Genomic DNA, 23,093 nt, shown 5'->3' with positions numbered 1-23,093 from the left:
TATCACTTCATCTCATATAAATTAATTGGTACTTCGAATTGTTGTGGAGAAAATTTCATTGTTTTAAACACATCATTCGCTACGAGGTAATTTTGTTTATATGAAATTGGCATAAAAATTGCCTCTTGTTGAATCGTTTGAATAATGCTTTCATATAATGATTGTCGCTCTGCTTCGTTTGTAGATCGAATAACACGCGTAATTTCCTCCGTAAGCTTGTCACTTGATTCTGTACCCATTAAGGAATGGTTACCGATTTGTTGCTCTCCTATCATCGTACGTATATACATATGTGGATCATAAGGTGCCCCCCAAGTATCGTTCATCACGATATTGTATTCGCCTGCTTTTGTCCGAGCATAAAACACTTGATTTTCCTCAGCTATTAAATTCACTTCAACCCCAATTTCTTTCCAAGCTCCTTGTAAATACTCATAGATTGCTTTATGCACTTGGTCACTTGAATTGTAAGCAATAAGTAACTCAAGCTTGTCACCATCTTTTGAACGGATGCCTGTATTCTTATCAGCTATCCACCCAGCTTCATCTAATATTTGCTTTGATTTTTCTAGATTGTAATTGTATTCTTCGATTTCAATATCACTATATGGAAAACCCGGTGCAAATAAAGAGTGTGCTTCTTGCTCCATTCCGCTTAATATATGATCTATAATTATTGGACGATTAAGCGCATGCTGAAGCGCTAGTCGAACCTCTTTGTGCTTTGTCACCCCGAAAGTGGTATTAAGGGATAGAATACGAGTTGATAATGGGTCCGAAACATTCGTTACATACTGATCATTTTGCTGTAACGTAGTATACTCGCTTGGAGTAAGCTGTGTAGTTCCAAATATCAAATCAATTTCGCCTTTTTCTAAAGCCATCACACGCATCTGAGAATCAGCTATAAACTTTACTTCCACTTTTTCAATAGAGGGCTTTTCTCCCCAATAATTTTCATTTCGAGTAAATACCGCATGGTTTTCATCTACTTCCCCTAAAATCCAAGGACCGGTTCCAATAGGTTCTTTAATACCATCTGCTGTATTACCGCTGTCTGGAAATCCTGCATCCCCTAACATACGCAATGGTCGAATTAGTGCTAACTCCTGTAAAAAAGGATAGTATGATTCTTTTAATGAAATCTTCACTGTTAAGTCGTCGACTGCTTCTACTTTATCAATAACGGTTACTACCTCTAACCAGCTATGCGCTAAACTATTTCCGATAACGGTCTCAAAATTACGTTTTACATTGTCCGCTGTTAACTTTGAACCGTCAGAATATACAACTCCCTCTCGCAAATAAAACGTATATTCCTTACCATCCTCAGAAACATCCCATGATTTAGCTAATCCCGGAGATAATTTTCCATCATTTTCATAAACGACTAATGGATCATATACCATTGCTTGTGCAAACATTTCATTTGGTGAATATAAATGTGGGTTTACCTCACCAAGATCTGATGGCCAAGACATTTTTAATGTATTTTTACTCTCACTATTTTCTTCTCCATTATTGGAAGGTGTTTGATTGCTACATCCTACCAACACAAGCGCAGCGAACAATGTTAGTAATAATAAATAATTTTTTATTAACATATTAAGTCTCCTTCATTCCTAAATATCTTTTTTCTTAATCTAACCAGCAGTAAATCAATAGGAATTTATTATAGTGTTTTATTAATCTCCTATCTTTTAGCGGCTTACTCTCATCTATAATTCTATGTATAAACAAAAATGTAATCATTACGATTTAAAACTTACAATTTTCCCTTAAAGTCATTAAGTTTGTATATGGACTTATGTATCTCGCTATATGGTATTTTTTCACAAACAAAACAACTAGGCTTTATTAAATTTTTCTATAAGCTAATGTATTTTCAATCTCATACTTTCTCCTCCTTGTCCTATTAAAATAACAAAAATAGTAATGATTACGTTTTAATATGAAATACTTCATCATTATAAATCGTAACCATTACTATTTGCAAGAACTTTTTTGAAAATCTTGAATCGAAGAAAAATGCACACTCCTCCTTTTTTATGTTAATATTGCAAAATAATATGATACTTTGATAACTTATAAGAAATTTAAAACGGATTTTGTTTAACAATAAAATGCTTTAGGGGACTTATATCCTTAAAGCATTTTCTCAGAAAATATTTTTACTCATCCTTTTGTTACTAACATAATAATAATGCCTATTTATTCAAAGTCACTCATCCAGCTCTCTACCTTGCATCTCTCGCATACATAATATAGCAATTAAAGATACAACACCCGCTAACACGATAAATATCCCAATTGTATCCCTGTGCAAGACACAATTCAGAATTGTGTCTTGCACAGGGAACTAAAAAAGAGCAGTACCGTAATCGGCACTGCTCCCTCTATCCTATCCTCTTAACTCTGCTCCTGCTTGTTCTGCAAGTGCTTTTAATACTTTGTTATGTGCATTTACTACTTCTTCGTCTGTTAGTGTACGTTCTGGATCGAAATAAGTTAGAGAGAAAGCAACCGATTTTTTGCCTGGCTCCATTTTTTCTCCTTCGTATAAATCGAATAGATGTACAGCTTTTAATAGACGTCCACCTGATAATTGGATGATTGCTTGGAGTTCTCCAGCCGCTTTTTCGCTGTCTACTACTAAAGCAATATCACGGGTGATCGATGGGAATTTAGAAACTGGTGCATAGTATAATGCTTCAACTACTTTGTTTAATACTTTTGCTAAGTTTAGTTCCACTACATACGTATCTTTTAAGTCACGTACTTTTTGTTCAGATGGATGCAATTGACCGATTAAACCAATTTCTTCTCCAGCAAGTTTAATGGAAGCAGTGCGTCCTGGATGTAATCCATCAACTACCGCACGTTCAAAAGTAAGTTCTTTTGAGTGACCAAGTAGCTCCATTAATCCCTCAACAATTCCTTTTAGCACGAAGAAATCAACTACTTTTTTCTCACCTTGCCAGCTATGATCTACCCATTTACCTGCGATTACTGCCGCTAAATGTTCTTGCTCATGGGGTAAACCTGATTCTGTTTCCCCTAAGAAGACTGATCCTACTTCATAAAGCGCAACTGTATCTGCTTGACGAGCAGTATTATATGTTACTGCATCGAGTAAATGCGGTATCAAGCTTTGACGAAGTGTGCTGCGTTCTTCGCTCATTGGCATTAATAGCTCTGTTACTGGAGCTGTTTCTAATGCAAATTTTTGAGACATTTCTTTTGACGTTAAAGAATACGTGATTGCTTGATAAAGACCTGCACCTTCCAAGTAAGCACGAACTTGACGGCGTTTTGCTTGATAAGATGTTAGTCCACCCGGTTTAGATTCTTCCACTGGAAGCGTCATTGGGATTTCATCGTATCCATACATACGCGCAATTTCTTCTACGATGTCTTCTGGAATTTTAATATCTTGACGACGAGTAGGTGCATTAATGTATAAATAACCATTTGCAGCTTGATGGTCAAATTTTAATCTTGTTAAAATAGAAGTCATATCTTCTAATGAAATTTTCATACCTAAACGATTGTTAATAAAGTCTGGAGATACAACAACTTCAACAGGTGTTTTTTCTAATTCATCTACCACAACAGATCCTGCTAACACTTCTCCACCAGCTAGTTCAGCAAGTAAACTTGCTGCACGTTCTGCCGCTAAAATCACTCGGTTCGGATCGACACCTTTTTCAAAGCGAGCACTTGCATCACTGCGTAAATTTTGATCTTTTGATGTTTGACGAACAGATCCTCCTGCAAAATATGCAGATTCAATGACAACCGTTGTCGTACCATCATGTACTTCTGAATTTGCTCCACCCATAACTCCAGCAATTGCAACTGGCTCTTTGCCATTTGTGATAACTAAGTTATTCGATTTAAGTGTACGTTCTTGATCATCCAGTGTAACAATCTTTTCCCCTTTATTTGCAAGACGAATGACAAGTTCCTTTGTTTCTAGACGGTCATAGTCAAATGCATGAAGTGGTTGGCCGTATTCCATTAACACGTAGTTTGTAATATCGACTACATTATTATGTGGACGAACACCAGCTGCCATTAGACGATGTTGTAACCAAAGTGGTGATTCTTTAATTTGTACGTTTTTTACTACTTTTGCTACGTACATTGGATTTTCTTCGATTGCATCAACACGCAAGTTTAAGTAGTCAGTAGCTTTTTCGTTACTTTCTGTGTAAGTTGCTTCTGGGTATTTCATATCTTCCGATAAAATAGCCCCAACTTCGTAAGCAACTCCAAGCATGCTTAGCGCATCCGAACGGTTTGGTGTTAATCCAAGTTCAAGGATAATGTCATCTAACCCTAGTAGTGGAAGTGCACTTTCACCAGGAGTCGCTGTTTCTGGAAGCACATAAATACCTTCAGCGTACGCTTTTGGTACTAGTCTACCTTCAATACCAAGCTCTTGTAGTGAACAAATCATACCATTCGATTCTTCACCGCGTAGTTTTGCTTTTTTAATTTTTATTCCACCAGGAAGTACTGCTCCTGGACGAGCAACGATTACTTTTTGCCCTTCTGCTACGTTTGGAGCTCCACAAATTATTTGTGTTGTTTCTTCTCCAACGTCTACTTGGCAAATATTTAATTTATCAGCTTCCGGATGCTTGACGCATTCCTTCACATAACCAACTACCACATTCGTCATACCTTGAGAACGATCAATTACTGCATCGACTTCGATACCTGAACGGGTAATTTTTTCACCTAAATCTTTCGGATCAAGACCTTGTGTATTTACATATTCTGCTAACCATTTCGTAGAAACTAACATATCATTTCCTCCTTACACTTCTGTTCGGTGGAATTGCGATAAGAAACGCACATCATTTGTATAGAAATGACGAATATCTTCCACTCCATATTTCAACATTGCAATACGTTCTGGCCCCATACCAAATGCAAAGCCAGAAAGTTTTTTCGAATCATATCCAGCCATTTCTAAAACATTTGGATGCACCATACCAGCACCTAAAATTTCAATCCAACCTGTTTTCTTACAAACGTTACAGCCACTGCCGCCACATTTGAAACAAGAAATATCCATTTCAACAGATGGTTCTGTGAATGGGAAGAAGCTTGGACGTAAACGAATTTCGCGATCTTCTCCGAACATTTTCTTCGCAAATACAGAAAGTGTACCTTTTAAATCACTCATACGAATGTTTTCACCAATAACAAGCCCTTCGATTTGTGTAAATTGATGAGAATGTGTCGCATCATCGTTGTCACGGCGGTATACTTTACCCGGGCAAATAATTTTAATCGGCTTTCCTTCTTTAGCTTCCATCGTACGAGCTTGAACTGGTGATGTATGCGTGCGAAGAAGGATATCTTCTGAAATGTAGAAAGAATCTTGCATATCACGAGCTGGGTGTCCTTTTGGTAAATTCAGCGCTTCGAAATTGTAGTAATCTTTTTCGACTTCTGGACCTTCCGCAATTTCGTAACCCATGCTAATGAATAAATCTTCAATTTCTTCTACCACACGAGTTAGTGGATGATGATTTCCTGTTTTCACAGGACGACCTGGTAGCGTCACATCAATCGATTCTTTTTCTAATTGAGCTTGAATCGCTTGTTCTTGTAATAGTGTCATGCGGGCTTCTAGTACTTCTGTTACCTCTTCGCGAACAACATTTACAAGAGCTCCCATTTTCGGACGTTCTTCTGCAGGAAGTTTACCCATTCCCTTTAGTAGATCCGTAATAGGTCCTTTTTTCCCTAAATATGCAACACGCACATCATTTAATTCTTTGACATTCTGAGAAGCTTCAATTTTTTGTAATGCTTCTTCTTTTAACTGTTGAAGTTGTGCTTCCATGTTTAAATACTCTCCTTTTTGACAAAATAAAAACCCCGCCCCTATAAAAGGGACGAGGACTAATTTCGCGGTACCACCCTGATTATTGCACGACAAAAAATGTGCAATCACTCAATTCGACTAACGGCTCTACACCGGCGCACCTTTACAGCCAAATTAACGACTGGTCCCGGTGGCAGCTAGCGGGGTGAACTTCTATATGCATTCTCTATTTACACTTTCAGTCAAGGTGTAAAATTCCTTTTTTCGAATCGGCATATATACTTTTCCCGATGACAGCTTTTATATATCAAATTAAATTCTATTATACGAAGTTTTAAACATTTCATCAAGTGTGATTTGTTTTATGTTGTGCAACTGTACAATAATATTGGACATAATAGGGATACTGGGCGGTATATTGCTCTATTAGGACCACTGTGATTTTCGCTGCAGGACGGACGCTTTCCGTGGGGTGAGAGATGAGCCTTCACCGCCGCTTAGGCGTACGTTGTGAAGTCTCATCTTACTCACTTGATCCCTTCGGAGTCGCCGCCCTGCAGTGAAAATCAATGGAAAATACTCACTTATCAGTATCCGAAATAAACAATAAGTAGTTGAACGAGACAATATACACTGAGAACGTGCCAAAATAGTCGAGCAGATGCCGGCTAAACGAGTTCGGTGGGCTGTTAGGCATATTATTTCTATAATATGTCTAAATCATGTCTTCTCAATACAAGTAAACTTGCTAATGTAAGAAATTAGTTGCTTTCACCGGCAATTTAGTTGCTCTCATGCTGGTTTTAGTGGCTTTCATACTGAAATTAGTTGCTTTCAATAGCTTTTTGATTGCCCTTATCCATTCTTTGGAATTTTGCACGATGGTGAGACACTGCAAGAGCGTTAGCGACGTAGCGGCCTATCAATCGCACGGTGGAGATATAGCGGCCCCCTTATTGAGCTTGCTACCTCGCATTTTCCTTAAACTGCGCAATAGGACATCACTTTCTCAAAAAAACTATAATGCTAATCCGTATAACAAAATCCCTGTCGCTACTGCCACATTTAATGATTCTGCTTGCCCTAAAAGAGGCACAATTATATTTTGATCGGTTTGTTCCAATAACTCTTTGTTAATACCGCTTCCTTCGTTTCCAACGATTAATGCAAAACTTTTACTTTTTGTCACTTCGTTAAAAGGAGTGGAATTTTCAAACGCCGTTCCGAAGACGGTTACTTGTCGATTTTTCAATGCGTCGACCCATTCATGTAAATCTCCTTTTACAATAGGGATATGAAAGTGAGAACCTTGCGCTGAACGTAATGTTTTAGGGTTATATGCATCTGCAGAACCTTTTCCAAGAATGACTGCATCTATACCTGCAGCGTCTGCTGTACGAATCATCGTACCAATATTACCTGGATCTTGGACAGCATCTATTAATAACAAACGGTTCCATTTCAATTGAACTTGCTCGTCTACAGTTTGCTGTTTGCAATGCGCAAATATTCCTTGCGTATGTTCCGTTTCAGCAAGTTCTTTTTTTATTACATCATTTATTTCAACGATTTCTAAATTATCTACATCCCAGTTTGCTGGAATTTCACTCGTATCACTTAGCATAATTGTAAGCACATTTTCTTTTTGTCTAATCGCTTCTTCGACTAAGTGATAACCTTCTATAATAAATTCACCTGTCTTATCTCGTTCTTTTCGAATACTTAATAATTTTTTCCAATGCTTCACAAGGGAATTTTGGGGAGATTCTATTCGTTTCATTTATATGTAACCGCCTTTTTTATTTAATAGTACCAAATTCATGTATAGCTTGCGAGAGTTTGGAAAAGATAATTGCGAGGAGTGATGAAAATGGATTTTCAAATTAGAGAAGCGATTTCAGCCAATTTAAAAGGCAATTCAGCAACAGATATTCGCGATGTAGTGGAAGATGCTGTTCAAAGAGGAGAAGAACATCTTCTTCCAGGCTTAGGAGTTATTTTTGAAAAATGGTGGAAAACTGCAGATGATACAAAAAGAAATACCGTATTAAATGAAATCGCAACTGCATTTAAATAAAAACAATCCGTGAAGAAATATTGCTCTTCACGGATTGTTTTTATTTTTAACGTAGATTGTGAAAAAAATCATAAAGTTTTAATTGCAATTTGTTGAATTGTCTGTATAATAACTCTATTGGAATTAATAGAAAAATTCTATTGAAACATATACTTATATTTATAAAGAGGCGAGATGAAATGACTGTATCCACAGAACAAGTAGTAGAAACATTGAAAGATTTTTTAGAGGAAAGCCAAGTATCGATTAATCAGACCGTAAGAGAACTGCATGGTAAAGATGAGTCCTACCATAAAATCAGTCTCCCAGATATTGTTGTATTTCCTAAAACCGCAGAAGAAGTAAGTAAAATTATGAACGTGGCAAATAACCTTAAAGTAGCTGTAGTTCCGTTTGGACGTGGTTCAAGCTTAGAAGGCCATGTCATTCCATATGAAAAAGGAATTACAATTGACTTCTCACTCATGGATAAAATTTTAGAAGTTCGTGCAAATGATTTACTTGTAAAAGTGCAACCAGGTGTAACTAGAACACAACTAAATAAAGAATTAAAGAAATATGGACTATTCTTTTCTGTAGATCCAGGAGCGGACGCGACTCTAGGTGGAATGGCGGCTACAAACGCAAGCGGAACGACCACTGTTAAATACGGCGTGATGCGAGACCAAGTACGTGATTTAGAAGTCGTGCTTGCGGACGGTACAATTATACATACAGGGAATTTAGCTGCAAAATCAGCTTCAGGATTTCATCTGAATGGACTTTTCGTTGGTTCGGAAGGAACGCTCGGATGCTTCACCGAATTAACATTAAAAGTTTACGGAATTCCTGAGTTTACTACAGCAGCAAGAGCAGTCTTCCCTACTGTGAAAAATGCTGTGGAAGCTGTTACCTCTATCTTACAAGCTGGTATCCCAATTGCTCGGGTTGAGCTAGTAGATGAAAGCTCGATTCGCCAAGTAAATCGTTTTAGTGAAACTGCATACGCAGAAAAACCTACCCTTTTCTTGGAATTCGACGGTAACGAAGCGGGCTTAAAACAAGATGTAGAATTTACACAAGAAATTATGGAAGATCACGGCTGTATGGAAATTCAGTTCGAAACAGATAACACTGCACGTACAAAACTTTGGGATGCAAGACACAACTTAGCATACGCTTATATTCATGGAAATGTGGGCAAAAAAATGATGGTGACGGATGTCTGTGTCCCTATTTCAGAACTAGCTGATGCGGTCATTTATGCGAGAACTGAACTCGATTCAATCGGTCTGATCGGCGGTGTTCTAGGACATGTTGGTGATGGTAACTTCCATGCTTTATTGATGATTGATATGAATAATCCGGAAGAAGTAGCCAAAGCAGATGAATTCAATGAAAAAATTGTTCAATATGCATTAGAAAGAGACGGTACTTGTACTGGTGAGCATGGCGTAGGTATCGGAAAACAAAAATATCAAGCTGCTGAGCATGGTGCTGCTTTACAAGTAATGGAAAAAATTAAAGTAGCGCTTGATCCAAACAATATCTTAAATCCAAATAAAATCGTAAAAATAGAAAGTTTAGGTGAATAAATTGAAAGTATTGGAGTCTATTAGTAATTTCGCAGGAAAGTATTTTGCATTTTTAGTAGTCGCTGTAGCTGTAATCGCATTTTTACTCCCAGATACATTCCTACCATTCGGAAAATATATTACCATTTTGCTTGGTATTGTTATGTTCGGAATGGGTCTTACGCTAAAAGCAGTTGACTTTAAACTGATTTTAACACACCCTAAGCCCGTTATCTTTGGGGTTTTAGCACAATTCATTATTATGCCTTTAACTGCATTTGCAATTGCTTATCTTTTACAACTGCCGAGTGAAATAGCAGCTGGTCTTGTTCTTTTAGGATCTGTACCTGGGGGAACAGCATCAAACGTAATGGTTTATTTAGCAAAAGGAAATGTTCCCTTATCTATTACAATGACATCTTTCTCGACTATTTTAGCACCTCTTTTAACTCCATTATTACTGCTTTTACTAGCAGGACAATGGATGCCGGTAAATGCTGTGGATATGTTCATGTCTATCATTCAAGTAATCATTATCCCTATTATTCTTGGATTACTTGTGAAAAAACTATTACCAAATATTGTTGAAAAAAGCTTGAATATAGTTCCACTTATTTCTGTTTTAGCTATTATTACCATCGTTTCAGCAGTAGTAGCAGGAAATGTAAATAATATTGCTTCAGCTGGGTTCTTAGTCTTTGTAGGAGTATTCTTGCATAACGGAGCAGGGTTATTATTAGGTTATTTTGCAGCAAAATTAATGGGTCTGTCCGAATTGGACCAACGTGCAATTTCTATCGAAGTAGGCATGCAAAACTCAGGGTTAGGTGTCGCACTTGCCACAGCTCACTTAGGACCCTTAGCTGCTCTTCCAAGTGCTCTTGGTGCAGTTTGGCATAATATTTCTGGACCAATCTTAGCTACTTATTGGTCAAAACGCCCAGTAAAAGAAAGAGTTGAAACTCCAATAACGAAAACACAAAGTAATATTTCAAAAGCTTAATCATTTACGAAGGATCTATCTAAGAGATAGGTCCTTTTTTTATGAAAAATAATAAAGAGTGATTCAGCGTCTCCCGAATCACTCTCCCTATGTAGCGATGAAGCCATCCATCTTGACGAACGACATCGCATGTATTTAATACAGATTGTTAGGCAAACCCTGCCTTCACATTCTGTTGTTCATCAAGCCATCAGTGATGCAAGCACCGCTTTTTGCGCATGCAAGCGATTTTCAGCTTGTTGGAAAATGTATGAGTTTGGACCATCAATAACAGATGTAGCTACTTCTTCTTCACGATGAGCAGGTAAACAATGCAAGAACATATAATCACTCTTCGCATTTGCTACAAGCGCATCGTTGATTTGGAACTGTTCAAAATCTGCCAAACGTTTTTTCGCTTCCTCTTCCTGCCCCATTGATGTCCACACATCCGTATAAATTACATCCGCATTCACAGCAGCTTCTATTGGATCATTCGAAACGAATAAAGATCCACCGTTTTGTAAAGCAATTGCCTTCGCTTTTTCGATAATTTGTTCATCCGCTTCGTAGCCAGTTGGAGTCGCAACGGCAATATGCATTCCCATATTTGCGGCGGCAATAACTAAAGAATGGGCGACATTATTGCCATCACCGATATAGGCAATTTTCAAACCTTTCATATAACCCTTCACTTCATGAATAGTTAAAATGTCCGCAAGCGCTTGGCAAGGATGATAAATATCCGTTAAACCGTTAATGACAGGAATAGTTGCATGTTCCGCTAACTCTTTCACCATTTCATGTGAATTTGCACGAATCATAATTCCATCCAAATATCCCGATAATACATGCCCCGTATCGTAAACCGATTCCCCACGACCAATTTGTAAATCACGCGCATGCATAAACATACCATTTCCGCCTAATTGTTTCATACCTACTTCAAACGAAATTCTTGTACGAGTCGAATGTTTCTCAAAAATCATCCCTAATGTTTTCCCAGCTAAAAGGGGGGGACATTTCCCTGCCTTTGTTAACTTTTTCAAATCAACGGCAAGCTCAATTAAATCTTCTATTTCCTCTTTTGTGTAATCAAAGAGCGTCAATAAGTCTTTTCCTTTTAAACTATCCACAATTTTTAAATTGGCCCACTCTAATAATTTCATTTATAAAAACTCCCCTTCGTGTATATTTATGTAACACTTATTATAGGTATGAATAAACATAAAGTCAACTGAATTTTTATGCATTTCCAATGAAATTTAATTCGATTCTTCACCTGCTAAAAAGTAAACGACTTAAAGTTGTAAGTTTCTATAAATAAAACCCTTTACATATTGTAACTAAATATTGTAAATATTTAATCAAATTGTCTAGTGCAAAACAGAATGAACTCATGTAGGTTATAAATAATCACCCTTGTACTAATTGAAACTTCAATAGAAGTAAATACAGTTTTCGATTATTATTTGGGAAATATTAAGGCATTATCAAAATCAGATCACAAAAATATTTAATCCGAACGAATTGGAAGGAGTGAGTCTTCGTGAAATTAGTTATGAACTGGGAAGAATGGGCTAACCTTGATGCCATCGGACTCTCCGAATTGATACGACAGAAGCAAATTACCCCGCAAGAAGTAGCCCAACAAGTTAGGCTTGCAACCGACGCTTTAAATCCTAAGATCAACGGCATTATTGAGGTCTTTGATGATGTGATCAATGACCCTACAAAAGATGGAACGAACCTTGATGGAATTTTCGCAGGAGTACCATTTTTGATGAAGGATTTAGGACCCACTGTTAAAGGACGCTTGCAAGAGATGGGTTCCCTCTTAATGTGTGGAAATCGTCCTACAACAGATAGTTTTCTGACCAAGCAAATTCGCCAAGCAGGTCTTAATATCATTGGACGGACGACAACACCAGAGTTCGGGCTCTGCAGCTCAGCTGAGAATCCAGCAGTATATGTTACTCGAAATCCTTGGAATGTTGACTACACAACTTGCGGTTCTTCTGCCGGTACGGCAGCTGCTGTTGCAGCTGGCATAATTCCCATTTCACACGGAACCGATGGTGGTGGCTCCATTCGAATTCCTGCAGGTGTAAACGGCAACATTGGTCTAAAACCGTCCCGTGGAGTATTCTCGGTAGCCCCCTACAGTTCGGACCTGATGGGTGCCGTCTCTGCTCAGGGTTGTCTCTCTCGTACCATACGTGACACGGCTGCTTTTGTGGACAGTTGTAGAGGCGGAGCCCCAGGCGAGTTCATGCCATATTGGTTGCCATCGCAATCTTACTCAGAACTCATCCGACGGGATCCAGGAAGACTTCGTATTGCCGTTTCACATGAGTGGGGCGATTACCGGGCCACTCCACATATTGTTTCTGAATTGAAGCAGGCGGCTAGCTTCCTCGAGACACTTGGCCACCATGTCGAGTGGATAATCCCAGACATTGATTTCCGTGCCGCCTACGATGCGCAAACCAATTGCTATATCATGAATTTTTCACAAGTGATTTCGGGTCTAATGGAGCAAAAAGGTTTGGAACGACCACCTGCTGATCTTATTGAACCTATGTGCATTCAGGTCTGGGAAGAAGGCCGTGACGCTCCGTATAGAGAGCGTGCCAAGATGCAAACGGCGTTCAATGATATTTCTCGCAGTTTAGGCTCCTTCTTTGAAGACTGGGATATCATCCTTACTCCGACAATAGCCCTACCCACACCAAAGATTGGAACAACGGAGTATCTAACTATTAGCGATAATTCCTCCGTATCTGACTGGTTCGAAAACCTATGGCGCATATTCTCTTATACTTCGATTGCCAACCTAGGTGGTCTACCAGGTATTTCGTTGCCGATGGCTGAGCTAGAAAACGGGCTCCCACTTGGAATTCAAGCACTTACTCGACAAGGAAATGACGGATTGCTTCTGCAACTGGGAGCTCAAATCGAGCGAGCACTTAATGGAAAATGGAACAGCGGACGAAGACCTGCAGTTCACGTATCGTCGATTTAATTAGTGCGTAAAGTTATAGTTACTATCTAAAATTTATACAGAATTTCAATAGAAAAAGAACAGATGGGTCTCCATCTGTTCTTTCTTTTTTGTACTATAACTATTACTCTTTAATCAAAAGTTATTTTATTCACTGCATCGCGGTCTAATTTTTTAATTACTTCAATAATTAGTTTGACCGTGTTTTCATAATCATCACGATGAAGAATTCCTGCATGTGAATGTATATAACGAGTCGCAATTCCAATTGATAATGCCGGCACACCATTTAGTGAGATATGCATAGAACCTGCATCTGTTCCACCACCAGGTATCATCTCAAACTGATATGGGATATTATTTTCTTCTGCAGTATCTACAACAAAATCACGTAACCCTTTGTGGGACACCATCGAAGCATCGAATAATACAATTTGAGGACCTGCTCCCATTTTGCTAGTCGATTCTTTTGCTGTAATTCCAGGTGTATCTCCAGCAATACCAACATCTACTGCAAACCCGATATCTGGATCTACTTTTACGGTAGAAGTTTTTGCACCACGTAGTCCGACCTCTTCTTGAACTGTTCCTACACCATACACGATATTCGGATGTTTTTCCTCTTTCAATCCTTTTAATACATCGATAGCAATGGCACAACCAATACGATTATCCCATGCTTTGGCAAGTAATAACTTCTCATTATTCATTACAGAGAATTCGAAATATGGTACGACCATATCTCCAGGTAGTACTCCCCACTCCATCGCTTCTTCTTTAGATGAAGCACCGATGTCAATGAACATATCCTTTACATCCACTGCTTTGTTACGAGCATCCGCTGTTAAAATATGAGGGGGTTTGGAACCGATGACTCCAGTAATTGTATCGCCTTTACGAGTAACAATTGTCACTCGTTGTGCAAGCATTACTTGAGACCACCAACCACCAACCGTTTGGAAGCTTAAAAATCCTTTATCATCAATTTTAGAAATCATAAAACCAACTTCATCTAAATGTCCTGCTACCATAATTTTAGGACCATTTGCATCGCCTACTTTTTCAGCGATTAGGCTTCCTAAATTATCGTACTCTATTTTATCCGCAAAGGGCTTTATGTATTTTTCCATTACTTGACGAGGTTCACGTTCATTCCCCGGGATCCCTTTTGCATCGGTTAACTCTTTAAGCATTGTTAAAGTCTCATCTAACTTTGTCATTATTTCGCCCTCCTAAATATAACTGCAATATCTATTATATTCTAAATACATCTTGTTTTCAAAATTAAGCGAGATACTTTTTAATCAGCTCCCGCTCCTCCACCACCGCTATCACCGCCGCCTCCGTCGCCACCATAATATCCACCTGAATCAGATGATCCGCCACTAGAACTGCTACTTGTAGTCCAATACCAAGTTTTCGTCACATAGTCCAGCGGATCCGTACCAGTTATTAATAATGCTGCTAGCGGAATCGTTCCTTCTGAAACTGGAATATGCACATTTTTTTGGCTGAATAAGTATGCGCGTACAGTCCACTTTTCTTGTTCTACAGTGCTTAGCCTAGCAGGCATTCCTTCTTTTATGCTTTTTTGGAAAGCACGAATATTATCTTTCACACGTATAGCATTCATCGATAGGATATTTTGGGGCACTGCGATATATAAAAGAATGGTTGCTAAAATTACACCAATGATTTCACTCATTAATTCATCGTTTACTAAATTACCAACCATTAAACTGATAATAATCATATAAATAGAAAAATATCCATTAGCCGTTTGTTTTTTCCAATAGATAATAAGAAATATAATCGTGATAATCGCGATAAATACAATACTTCCACTGGTTCTGAGATCTGCATAGTAGCTCATAGTAACGAAAGTGGCTAACAAAAGAATCGCTAAACTAATGAGTAACTTCGACAATTTTTGATGAAACGTTCCAGCCTCCACTAGTTCACCCTGTACTTTTTTATACCAGATTTTTTGATTCTTTTTAAATTCTTTCGTTCTAGCATGATAGTAGTTGCCCATTCCTTTATCTCTTTCTTTTCTTGGAGCTCCCGCTATATCATGTAGATGAAATGCCCATTTACTTAAACCATTTCTTGTATTAAAAAGCCATTGAATCAAATAATTTTCGGATTGCCCCTTTGCTATTCCCCCATTTTTTAATCGAAAAAATAATGTTTCTTTCGGAGCTTTCGTATCATTTTTAAAGCGTACTGCAGCCTTCGATGGTTTAACGATTGCAGCTTCTTTTTCCACAAGGGAAAATAAACCTGCTAAAAAAGTTCTCTTATTTGGTTTTCCAGTCTTATATATAGAAAATAAATATAAAATATCGATATCTAGTATGCTTTCACCAGTCCCTTTTCGCCAAAAATGTCTTTGTGGTAAAGCAACCAAGAATAGGATAGCGATTAGTATAAAAATAAAAGTGACCTTAGGAAAAATTTTGATAAGTCTGTCGATAAAAGATACTTTTTTCTTCATGGCTGCTTCTTTTTGCAATTCTTTTGCGTAAGCCTCTCCCATAGTTAATGGGGCTTTCATTTTCGCCATTTCTGTCATTACATTAGAACGGAAAAGAAAGCTTGTTTTTGTTTCAGAATACGCTTCCGATACTGGTGTAGTATATCGAATTCCATATTGCGATTTCCCAATGTCCTTGGCATTTCGATCAAACAGAAAACCATCAAAGGTTGCTGGATCCATCGTTTGGGGGAGAATATAATCTATTGTTACTTCATAAATATCCTGATCATGTGCATCTCCATCTTCAAAATACGTAACATTTAATACACTATACGTATCATACGCTTTCACTGCATTTTGAAGCGTATATACATACAAAAAGGAGGCTTGTTCATTTGTTTTGTTGATACTTGTTCGATATACACCGCTTTCTTTCGTAACATTTAATGTGTTTAACGTATTATCCTCGATGTAACCTGGCTCGGGACTTAACGTCGTTAATTCATGAGCGTAAAAATCCTTTACATTCGCATCATGCTCCTTAGGAAATGAGCGCTTTAAATTCGTATAATTGCCGTCAAATGTATAGGTGAATACTTCATTCACTAAAAGATCACCATTTGGTTGAATCCAAGATTTAATATGTACTTTGTCTATAGAGTAAGACCTTGCTTCCGCAACTACAGTTGTTGAAAAAGTTAATAATAATAAAGCAATTAAAAAAAAGAACTTTTTCATTAACTTCACCTCCACACTACTAAGTTAGTATGTTTACGGCTTGCAGTAGAAAAAGTTCCAATTATTTGAGATTTTCATTTCTTAATATAGTCTTCTTATACTAAAAGGTCCTTTTCTGGAAAATAATTATGACGAATAACTTTCTTCTTTTTGACTATAAATTTCATAAGCAAAATATCCAAATAGTAAACCTATCCCAGGTCCCCAAGCAATTGCAGATAGGAAGGAAAGTGGAGAGAATATGCTTACAAGTACAGCAATAGCCAATCCAATCATCATTCCAAATGGTATTAAACTATCTAATAAGTTTTGAGCACCTTTTGATTTTTTCTTACCAAGTGTGCCTTTCTTATATTTATATTTCATTCTTAAAATTACAAATACTGCAATTCCACCTACTATTATAAGGGGGAGTAAAGTACGTACAATTTCCAAAATGGAGCCCATTTATAACCCTTCCTTTCTTTTGCTTTTGAATTGATTCAATTTTAACATAATTTATCCTAGTAAAGGTCCGTTTGCTGAATAAAATGGGGAAGGATACGACTTTGCCACATTCCTCCCCCACTAAGAAGTCTCGGTAAACATATAGAACTCATTCCGCTCAAAGTATTCCACACACAAGTCCCTAACGCGCTATCACAGTATCAATACCCACTCTTCTGTCTTTCATAGTTTGTTTCGTTTTTTGATATGTACGCTTGCAATACATCCTCACTGCTAAAACCCAACTTTTCTGCAATGGCACCATATAAAACCCAAATTTTTTCATATGTATTTTTTGTTGATTCATGTAAAAACGCTACGATTGCCTCGTTTGTTAAGAGAAATAATGTTGTTAAATCTTCCTCTTTATCTTCCACTGGCCAGTCTGTTAAATCATCCAAGCCTTTTTCAATCCCTAAAGACAAGAGAAAATGAATAGAGTCTACATACTCTTCTAAAATAACCGTTCGTTCAGACGGTCCCTTTTCACTCCAAAACTTGAAACAACGTGTTTCATTCGCTAGTTCCGCAAGCTCTACAACAAGGGCTAATCCTTTTTTCATAAATACATCTTCGTCTACTTGCTTATTTGTTTGAATATATTCGTCCAATGCTTGCTGCATCGTAAAAAGTTTTGTTAAATTCATCATTTCCTCCAATTATTTTATATTATTTTGAAACCAAACTACCTCTTCTATCGTATAGCAATTACTATGTATTTTACAAGGAGGACATTTTGAATGATTTTATTACTTCGATTGCTAATAATTGTCATAATCATATATGCTTTTTATAAAATTCTTCGTTATTTGTTTGATCCAAAAAGGAAATTAGATGAATCCTATGAGAAAGAACAGTACTATTTTTATGATGATATAAAAAATGTCCGTAAGAATTTTTTTATTACATATAAAGGGGCATTATTTGAAGGGGAAAAGTATTTAGGTACAACGGAACAAGCATTTGAAGTCGTGTCTATTTTCGTTTGGATAAAAGATCCTTCAAAACTACAAGGGTTTACAAAGGAAGATTTTCGTTTTTTACAAAATGAAATTCGAATGAACTACCCTTCTGCCAAAATCAACTGGAAAAGCCCGATTGAACAATTAATGAAAGACCAAGCATAAAAAATAGCGAACACCCCTTATATAATATTTGGGTTGTTCGCTTTTACTAACCAAAAAATTAAAAATGCATACACAATAAGCAACATTAAAAAACCAACTCGGAAATTTGTATGCTTTGTTTTGTGTCGAAAAAGCTGCATACCTAAATAAGCCCCAATACCACCACCAAAGATGGCAAGCGTCCATAAAGTACGCTCTGAAACTCGTTGTTGATGTTTTTTCGCTTGAGACTTATCATAGCCCATCACAAAAAACGACAGTATAGACATGATTAATATAAATAATAGTATCATTTTTTCCATTGCTAACTCCTCTTAACTACTATAGTAGAAATCTCTTTCTATTTTACCATACTAAGCAACGTCGAAAGAAGAACTGCCACTAGATGAAAATAAATCCACAAGTTAGTCTATGTATACAGCGAAATACAACAAGGAGGTTTCTGATTTGAATCATATAGTTATTGCTCAAATGAGTGATCTAGAAAAATAGTGAATATAGATAATGAAGTTATTGGTAATTATAGTAGAAAAGATTATATTAAACATGCTATTAAGGAAGAAAAGTGCTTAGTCGTTAAAGAGAATAATTTTATTGTAGGATTCTTAATTTTTCATACTAACTTCTTTGAGCATGCTTTCATCTCTCTGTTAATAGTCTCTCCTAAAGAAAGACGCAAAGGACATGCAACATCCTTAATACAGTATTTCATCAGTATATTGCCTACCTACAAAATATTTTCTTCTACAAACCAATCTAACATAAGAATGCAAAAAGTATTTAGTGCAAATGGATTTATTCGAAGCGGAATAATAGAAAATTTAGATGATGGCGATCCGGAAATAATTTATTTTATAACAAAATAAATTATTTCTATTCCAATAGATTCTTTTAATAAAAGAAAAAGTCCTCTAATCTAAATAGAACAAAACGTTAATGCGCATGCCACTCCACTACTCGAGATAGCAAATGGAAACTATGATTGGAGTGACGAGCATGATGCAGAAATCACCGTCGTCTCACTCCAAGTCAACCTGTTATTTTAAGAGTTAGTTGCTTTCATCGACAATTTAGTTGCCCTCGAGCTAATTTAGTTGCTTTGGGACTGAAACTAGTCGCTTTCAATAGCGGTTTGATAGCCCTTAGCCATTCTTTGGAATTTATTAATTGATAACTACATACTTTTGGCGTTTGTGAGAACATACAGAAGCGTTAGCAACAAAACGGCCATCCGCTCGCCCAGCGGAAATTAGGCGGTATCCTAATTGAGCTCTCTACGACTCATTATCCTTCAGTTTATTCAAATATCTAGATTTTTATAGTTTCCTAAGCAATAAAAAAATGCTCATCAAAGAGAGAATCCTTTGGTGAGCATTTTAGTTTAATTCAAATTATTTAGCGATTGCTTTTTTAGCTGCATCTGCAAGTTGTGTAAATGCTGCTGCATCAGTTACAGCTAAGTCAGCTAACATTTTACGGTTTACTTCGATTTCAGCTAATTTCAATCCGTGCATTAAACGGCTGTAAGAAAGACCGTTTAGACGAGCTGCCGCATTGATACGTGTGATCCATAATTTACGGAATTCACGTTTTTTGTTACGACGGTCACGGTAAGCATACATTAGTGATTTCATAACCTGTTGGTTAGCTACTTTATATAATGTATGTTTTGAACCGTAATAACCTTTAGCTAATTTTAAGACTTTTTTACGACGCTTTTTTGTTACTGGTGTACTTTTTACGCGTGGCATGATTCATTACCTCCTGCTATTCTTTCGAGATTTAAATTTCTTATTATTTCATGTAAGTAAGTAAAGTTTTGATACGTTTGTAATCGCCTGAAGAAGCTACTTTAGTTTTACGTAGTTTACGTTTAGCTTTAGTAGATTTATTAGCGAATAAGTGGCTTCCAAAAGCACGGTCATGTTTTAATTTTCCTGTACCCGTCTTTTTGAAACGCTTTGCAGCTCCACGGTGAGTTTTCATTTTCGGCATGTCGAATTCCTCCTAAACAATTGTACTCTGTTACTGTTTTTCGTTCTTTGGTGCAAGCACTAAGAACATACTACGGCCATCCATTTTCGGTTTAGATTCAACCGTGGATACTTCCGTACAAGCTTCTGCAAATCTATCTAAGACGCGTTGACCAATCTCTTTATGAGTAATCGCACGACCTTTAAAACGAATAGATGCTTTCACTTTATCTCCTTTTTCAAGGAACTTGATCGCGTTTTTAAGTTTCGTTTGGAAATCATGTTCATCGATTGTTGGGCTCAAACGAACCTCTTTCATCACGATGATTTTTTGATTTTTACGAACTTCACGATCCTTTTTTTGCTGCTCAAATTTGAATTTACCATAGTCCATGATACGAGCGACTGGCGGCTTGGCTTGAGGAGCCACAAGGACAAGATCCAAATTTACACGACCTGCGATTTCAAGTGCTTCGTTACGTGTTTTCAATCCTAATTGATCGCCATTTTGATCAATAACTCGTAGTTCGCGTGCTCGAATGCCATCGTTTACATACATGTCTTTGCTAATAACAATCCACCTCCAAATAGTGTCGCGAATACATGGTTTGGGCATAAATTCCGTAGAAACGAATTACATACGCCTTTTTCGATCAAATAAAAAAACGAGCAGACATAAGATGTATGTCTGCCCGCCGATATAAGAACATGTAGATGCCTACATATTACAGTCGATCGTGTGCTTACCAGTCAACAACTTAATGTGTCGAACAGGTGAGAAGCGGGCAGCCTCTTCTTATACCACAAACTAGTATTCAATAACCTAAATAACTATACCATGTAGATTAGTACATGTCAACAGTATTTATGATTAATGTTTTGTTTCTTCTTGAATGCGAGCTAAAAACTCCCCAAATGGAATACTTTCCGACTGCTGTTCTCCGTATTTACGTACGTTTACATTACCTGCTTCTAACTCTTTATCACCTAAAACGAGCATATACGGAATTTTTTGCATTTGCGCTTCCCGAATTTTATATCCAAGTTTTTCTTCACGGTCATCCATTTCTACTCGGAAACCTGCTGCTACTAATTGCTCTTCGATTTGTTTTGCATAATCGAAATGCACTTCATTAGATACTGGAATGATTTCCACTTGAACTGGAGCTAACCAAGTTGGGAAAGCACCTTTATATTCTTCGATTAAAAACGCAACAAAACGTTCCATTGTAGAAACTACTCCACGGTGAATTACGACTGGACGATGAGGTTTACCATCTTCCCCAACATAAGTTAAGTCAAAGCGTTCAGGTAATAGGAAGTCCAATTGAACAGTAGATAAAGTTTCTTCTTTACCGATTGCTGTCTTCACTTGAACGTCTAATTTCGGTCCGTAGAATGCAGCTTCGCCTTCTGCCTCAAAATAATCTAAGCCAAGCTCGTCCATTGCTTCTTTTAGCATCGCTTGTGCTTTTTCCCACATTGCATCGTCATCGAAATATTTTTCTGTATCTTGTGGATCACGGTAAGATAGACGGAAAGTATAATCTTTTAAATCAAAATCTTTATAAACAGAAATGATAAGTTCTACAACTTTTTGGAACTCTGCTTTAATTTGGTCTGGACGTACGAAAAGATGCGCATCATTTAAAGTCATCCCGCGAACGCGTTGTAAACCAGAAAGAGCACCTGACATTTCATAACGATGCATCGTACCTAGTTCTGCAATACGTAATGGAAGATTACGGTAAGAGTGCATACCGTTTTTGAAAACCATCATATGGTGCGGACAGTTCATCGGACGAAGTACTAATGTCTCGTTATCCATTTCCATTGGTGGGAACATTGAATCTTGATAGTGATCCCAGTGACCAGATGTTTCGTAAAGGTCTTTAGAACCTAATACTGGCGTGTATACATGTTTGTAGCCAAGTTTAAGTTCCTTGTCTACGATATAACGCTCGATGACACGACGAATCGTTGCACCATTCGGTAACCAAAGAGGTAAACCTTGCCCTACTTTTTGAGAGTTCGTAAACAACGCTAATTCTTTCCCGATTTTACGATGATCGCGCTCTTTAGCTTCTTCAAGCATTTCTAAATGGTGTTTAAGCTCTTCTTTTTTGAAAAAAGCAGTACCATAAATACGTTGAAGCATTTTGTTGTCGCTATTTCCGCGCCAGTATGCTCCTGCAATGCTTAGTAATTTGAATTCTTTTAACTTACCTGTCGATGGCACATGTACTCCACGGCAAAGGTCGAAAAATTCACCTTGTTCGTAAATAGATACTTGTTCGCCTTCCGGTATAGCTTCCAGAAGTTCTACTTTGTATTCGTCTTCTTTAAATTTCTCAAAAGCTTCCTCGCGGGATACATCGTGACGTACAATTTCAATGTTTTCGTTAATAATTTTTTTCATTTCTTTTTCGATTAACGGGAAGTCTTCTGCAGTGATTGGTTCTGGTGAATCGATATCATAATAAAAACCATTTTCAATGACTGGACCAATTCCAAGTTTTACATCTTTAAACAAACGCTTAATAGCTTGTGCAAGTAAGTGAGCGGAACTGTGACGAAGAATTTCTAAAGCTTCTTCTGATTCTGGTGTAATAATTGCTATTTCACCGTCTGTTGTAATCGGTGTTTTAAGATCGATTAATTGCCCGCTTAGTTTACCTGCCAATGCTTTTTTACGTAATCCAGGACTTATGGATTGTGCAATTTCTTCTGTAGTTGTCGAAATCGGAAATTCCTTTACTGCTCCATCTGGAAATTTTAACTTAATAACTTCTGACATGTTGAACACTCCTTGTAAAATAATTTTCGGAA

Annotated in this window: 20 protein-coding genes and 2 other annotated features; of the genes, 6 read left to right on the top strand and 14 right to left on the bottom strand. The window is 37.3% G+C overall.

Going from position 1 to position 23,093, the window contains the following annotated elements:
* Window positions 1–2: 2 nt before the first annotated feature.
* The 4 genes from nikA to ACIQ38_RS07000 form a co-directional block, all read right to left on the bottom strand.
* Complete coding sequence (nikA, locus tag ACIQ38_RS07015; RefSeq protein ID WP_402820087.1) at window positions 3–1,604, bottom strand: nickel ABC transporter substrate-binding protein; 1,602 nt, start codon at window positions 1,602–1,604, stop codon at window positions 3–5.
* A gap of 797 nt (window positions 1,605–2,401) precedes the next feature.
* The gene (pheT, locus tag ACIQ38_RS07010; RefSeq protein ID WP_402820084.1) at window positions 2,402–4,813 is read right to left on the bottom strand and encodes a phenylalanine--tRNA ligase subunit beta; all 2,412 of its coding nucleotides are present in this window, start codon (window positions 4,811–4,813) and stop codon (window positions 2,402–2,404) included.
* Between the two features lie 12 nt (window positions 4,814–4,825).
* The gene (pheS, locus tag ACIQ38_RS07005; RefSeq protein WP_400785151.1) at window positions 4,826–5,863 is read right to left on the bottom strand and encodes a phenylalanine--tRNA ligase subunit alpha; all 1,038 of its coding nucleotides are present in this window, start codon (window positions 5,861–5,863) and stop codon (window positions 4,826–4,828) included.
* Window positions 5,864–5,908: 45 nt separating this feature from the next.
* Window positions 5,909–6,149 (bottom strand) — a binding site (T-box leader).
* A gap of 714 nt (window positions 6,150–6,863) precedes the next feature.
* Window positions 6,864–7,625 carry a TrmH family RNA methyltransferase gene (locus tag ACIQ38_RS07000; RefSeq protein ID WP_402820080.1) on the bottom strand — a complete coding sequence of 254 codons (762 nt, stop codon included), beginning with the start codon at window positions 7,623–7,625 and terminating at the stop codon, window positions 6,864–6,866.
* A gap of 90 nt (window positions 7,626–7,715) precedes the next feature.
* Here ACIQ38_RS07000 and sspI point away from each other — a divergent pair, with 90 nt between their 5' ends.
* From sspI to ACIQ38_RS06985, 3 genes are all read left to right on the top strand, one after another.
* Window positions 7,716–7,922, top strand: a complete 207-nt coding sequence (gene sspI / locus ACIQ38_RS06995; protein ID WP_402820078.1) for a small acid-soluble spore protein SspI — start codon at window positions 7,716–7,718, stop codon at window positions 7,920–7,922.
* A 179-nt stretch (window positions 7,923–8,101) separates the two neighbouring features.
* Window positions 8,102–9,496, top strand: coding sequence for an FAD-binding oxidoreductase (locus ACIQ38_RS06990; RefSeq protein ID WP_402820075.1), 1,395 nt, complete (start codon window positions 8,102–8,104; stop codon window positions 9,494–9,496).
* Window position 9,497: 1 nt separating this feature from the next.
* On the top strand, window positions 9,498–10,478 hold the full coding sequence (locus ACIQ38_RS06985) for a bile acid:sodium symporter family protein (RefSeq protein WP_402820073.1): 981 nt from the start codon (window positions 9,498–9,500) through the stop codon (window positions 10,476–10,478).
* 182 nt (window positions 10,479–10,660) lie between these two features.
* Here ACIQ38_RS06985 and argF read toward each other — a convergent pair whose 3' ends face one another.
* A complete protein-coding gene (argF, locus tag ACIQ38_RS06980; protein WP_402820070.1) occupies window positions 10,661–11,626 on the bottom strand; it encodes an ornithine carbamoyltransferase in 966 nt (321 codons plus the stop codon).
* A gap of 380 nt (window positions 11,627–12,006) precedes the next feature.
* Here argF and ACIQ38_RS06975 point away from each other — a divergent pair, with 380 nt between their 5' ends.
* Window positions 12,007–13,482 (top strand): amidase, encoded by a 1,476-nt coding sequence (locus ACIQ38_RS06975; RefSeq protein WP_402820067.1) that lies wholly within the window; start codon window positions 12,007–12,009, stop codon window positions 13,480–13,482.
* Window positions 13,483–13,592: 110 nt separating this feature from the next.
* Here ACIQ38_RS06975 and ACIQ38_RS06970 read toward each other — a convergent pair whose 3' ends face one another.
* The 4 genes from ACIQ38_RS06970 to ACIQ38_RS06955 all read right to left on the bottom strand — a co-directional run bounded on the left by ACIQ38_RS06970 (window position 13,593) and on the right by ACIQ38_RS06955 (window position 17,811).
* A complete protein-coding gene (locus ACIQ38_RS06970; protein WP_402820064.1) occupies window positions 13,593–14,681 on the bottom strand; it encodes a M42 family metallopeptidase in 1,089 nt (362 codons plus the stop codon).
* 80 nt (window positions 14,682–14,761) lie between these two features.
* Window positions 14,762–16,678 carry a DUF2207 domain-containing protein gene (locus ACIQ38_RS06965; protein WP_402820061.1) on the bottom strand — a complete coding sequence of 639 codons (1,917 nt, stop codon included), beginning with the start codon at window positions 16,676–16,678 and terminating at the stop codon, window positions 14,762–14,764.
* A 126-nt stretch (window positions 16,679–16,804) separates the two neighbouring features.
* Window positions 16,805–17,125, bottom strand: a complete 321-nt coding sequence (locus ACIQ38_RS06960; RefSeq protein ID WP_402820058.1) for a hypothetical protein — start codon at window positions 17,123–17,125, stop codon at window positions 16,805–16,807.
* A gap of 200 nt (window positions 17,126–17,325) precedes the next feature.
* On the bottom strand, window positions 17,326–17,811 hold the full coding sequence (locus tag ACIQ38_RS06955) for a dUTP diphosphatase (RefSeq protein ID WP_402820055.1): 486 nt from the start codon (window positions 17,809–17,811) through the stop codon (window positions 17,326–17,328).
* A gap of 93 nt (window positions 17,812–17,904) precedes the next feature.
* Here ACIQ38_RS06955 and ACIQ38_RS06950 point away from each other — a divergent pair, with 93 nt between their 5' ends.
* Window positions 17,905–18,291 carry a sigma-w pathway protein ysdB gene (locus tag ACIQ38_RS06950; RefSeq protein ID WP_402820052.1) on the top strand — a complete coding sequence of 129 codons (387 nt, stop codon included), beginning with the start codon at window positions 17,905–17,907 and terminating at the stop codon, window positions 18,289–18,291.
* 17 nt (window positions 18,292–18,308) lie between these two features.
* Here the strand turns inward: ACIQ38_RS06950 and ACIQ38_RS06945 are convergent, their stop codons facing one another.
* Window positions 18,309–18,593 carry a DUF1294 domain-containing protein gene (locus tag ACIQ38_RS06945; RefSeq protein WP_402820049.1) on the bottom strand — a complete coding sequence of 95 codons (285 nt, stop codon included), beginning with the start codon at window positions 18,591–18,593 and terminating at the stop codon, window positions 18,309–18,311.
* Between the two features lie 186 nt (window positions 18,594–18,779).
* Here ACIQ38_RS06945 and ACIQ38_RS06940 point away from each other — a divergent pair, with 186 nt between their 5' ends.
* Window positions 18,780–19,157 carry a GNAT family N-acetyltransferase gene (locus ACIQ38_RS06940; RefSeq protein WP_402821351.1) on the top strand — a complete coding sequence of 126 codons (378 nt, stop codon included), beginning with the start codon at window positions 18,780–18,782 and terminating at the stop codon, window positions 19,155–19,157.
* Between the two features lie 525 nt (window positions 19,158–19,682).
* Here the strand turns inward: ACIQ38_RS06940 and rplT are convergent.
* The 4 genes from rplT to thrS all read right to left on the bottom strand — a co-directional run bounded on the left by rplT (window position 19,683) and on the right by thrS (window position 23,061).
* Entirely contained in the window at window positions 19,683–20,042 is a 360-nt protein-coding gene (gene rplT, locus ACIQ38_RS06935) for a 50S ribosomal protein L20 (RefSeq protein ID WP_142609353.1), read from the bottom strand.
* Window positions 20,043–20,085: 43 nt separating this feature from the next.
* Window positions 20,086–20,286, bottom strand: a complete 201-nt coding sequence (gene rpmI, locus ACIQ38_RS06930) for a 50S ribosomal protein L35 (protein ID WP_053588661.1) — start codon at window positions 20,284–20,286, stop codon at window positions 20,086–20,088.
* A gap of 30 nt (window positions 20,287–20,316) precedes the next feature.
* Window positions 20,317–20,880, bottom strand: coding sequence for a translation initiation factor IF-3 (gene infC / locus ACIQ38_RS06925; protein WP_221887547.1), 564 nt, complete (start codon window positions 20,878–20,880; stop codon window positions 20,317–20,319).
* Between the two features lie 39 nt (window positions 20,881–20,919).
* Window positions 20,920–21,068 (bottom strand) — a sequence feature (ribosomal protein L20 leader region).
* 67 nt (window positions 21,069–21,135) lie between these two features.
* Window positions 21,136–23,061, bottom strand: coding sequence for a threonine--tRNA ligase (gene thrS / locus ACIQ38_RS06920; protein ID WP_402820042.1), 1,926 nt, complete (start codon window positions 23,059–23,061; stop codon window positions 21,136–21,138).
* Between the last annotated feature and the right edge of the window lie 32 nt (window positions 23,062–23,093).

Origin of the sequence: Psychrobacillus sp. NPDC096389 (genome assembly GCF_044762855.1) — a bacterium.
Classification (GTDB): domain Bacteria; phylum Bacillota; class Bacilli; order Bacillales_A; family Planococcaceae; genus Psychrobacillus.
Note: the sequence above shows the minus strand (reverse complement) of the source record. Positions and strands in the feature narration are given on the sequence as shown.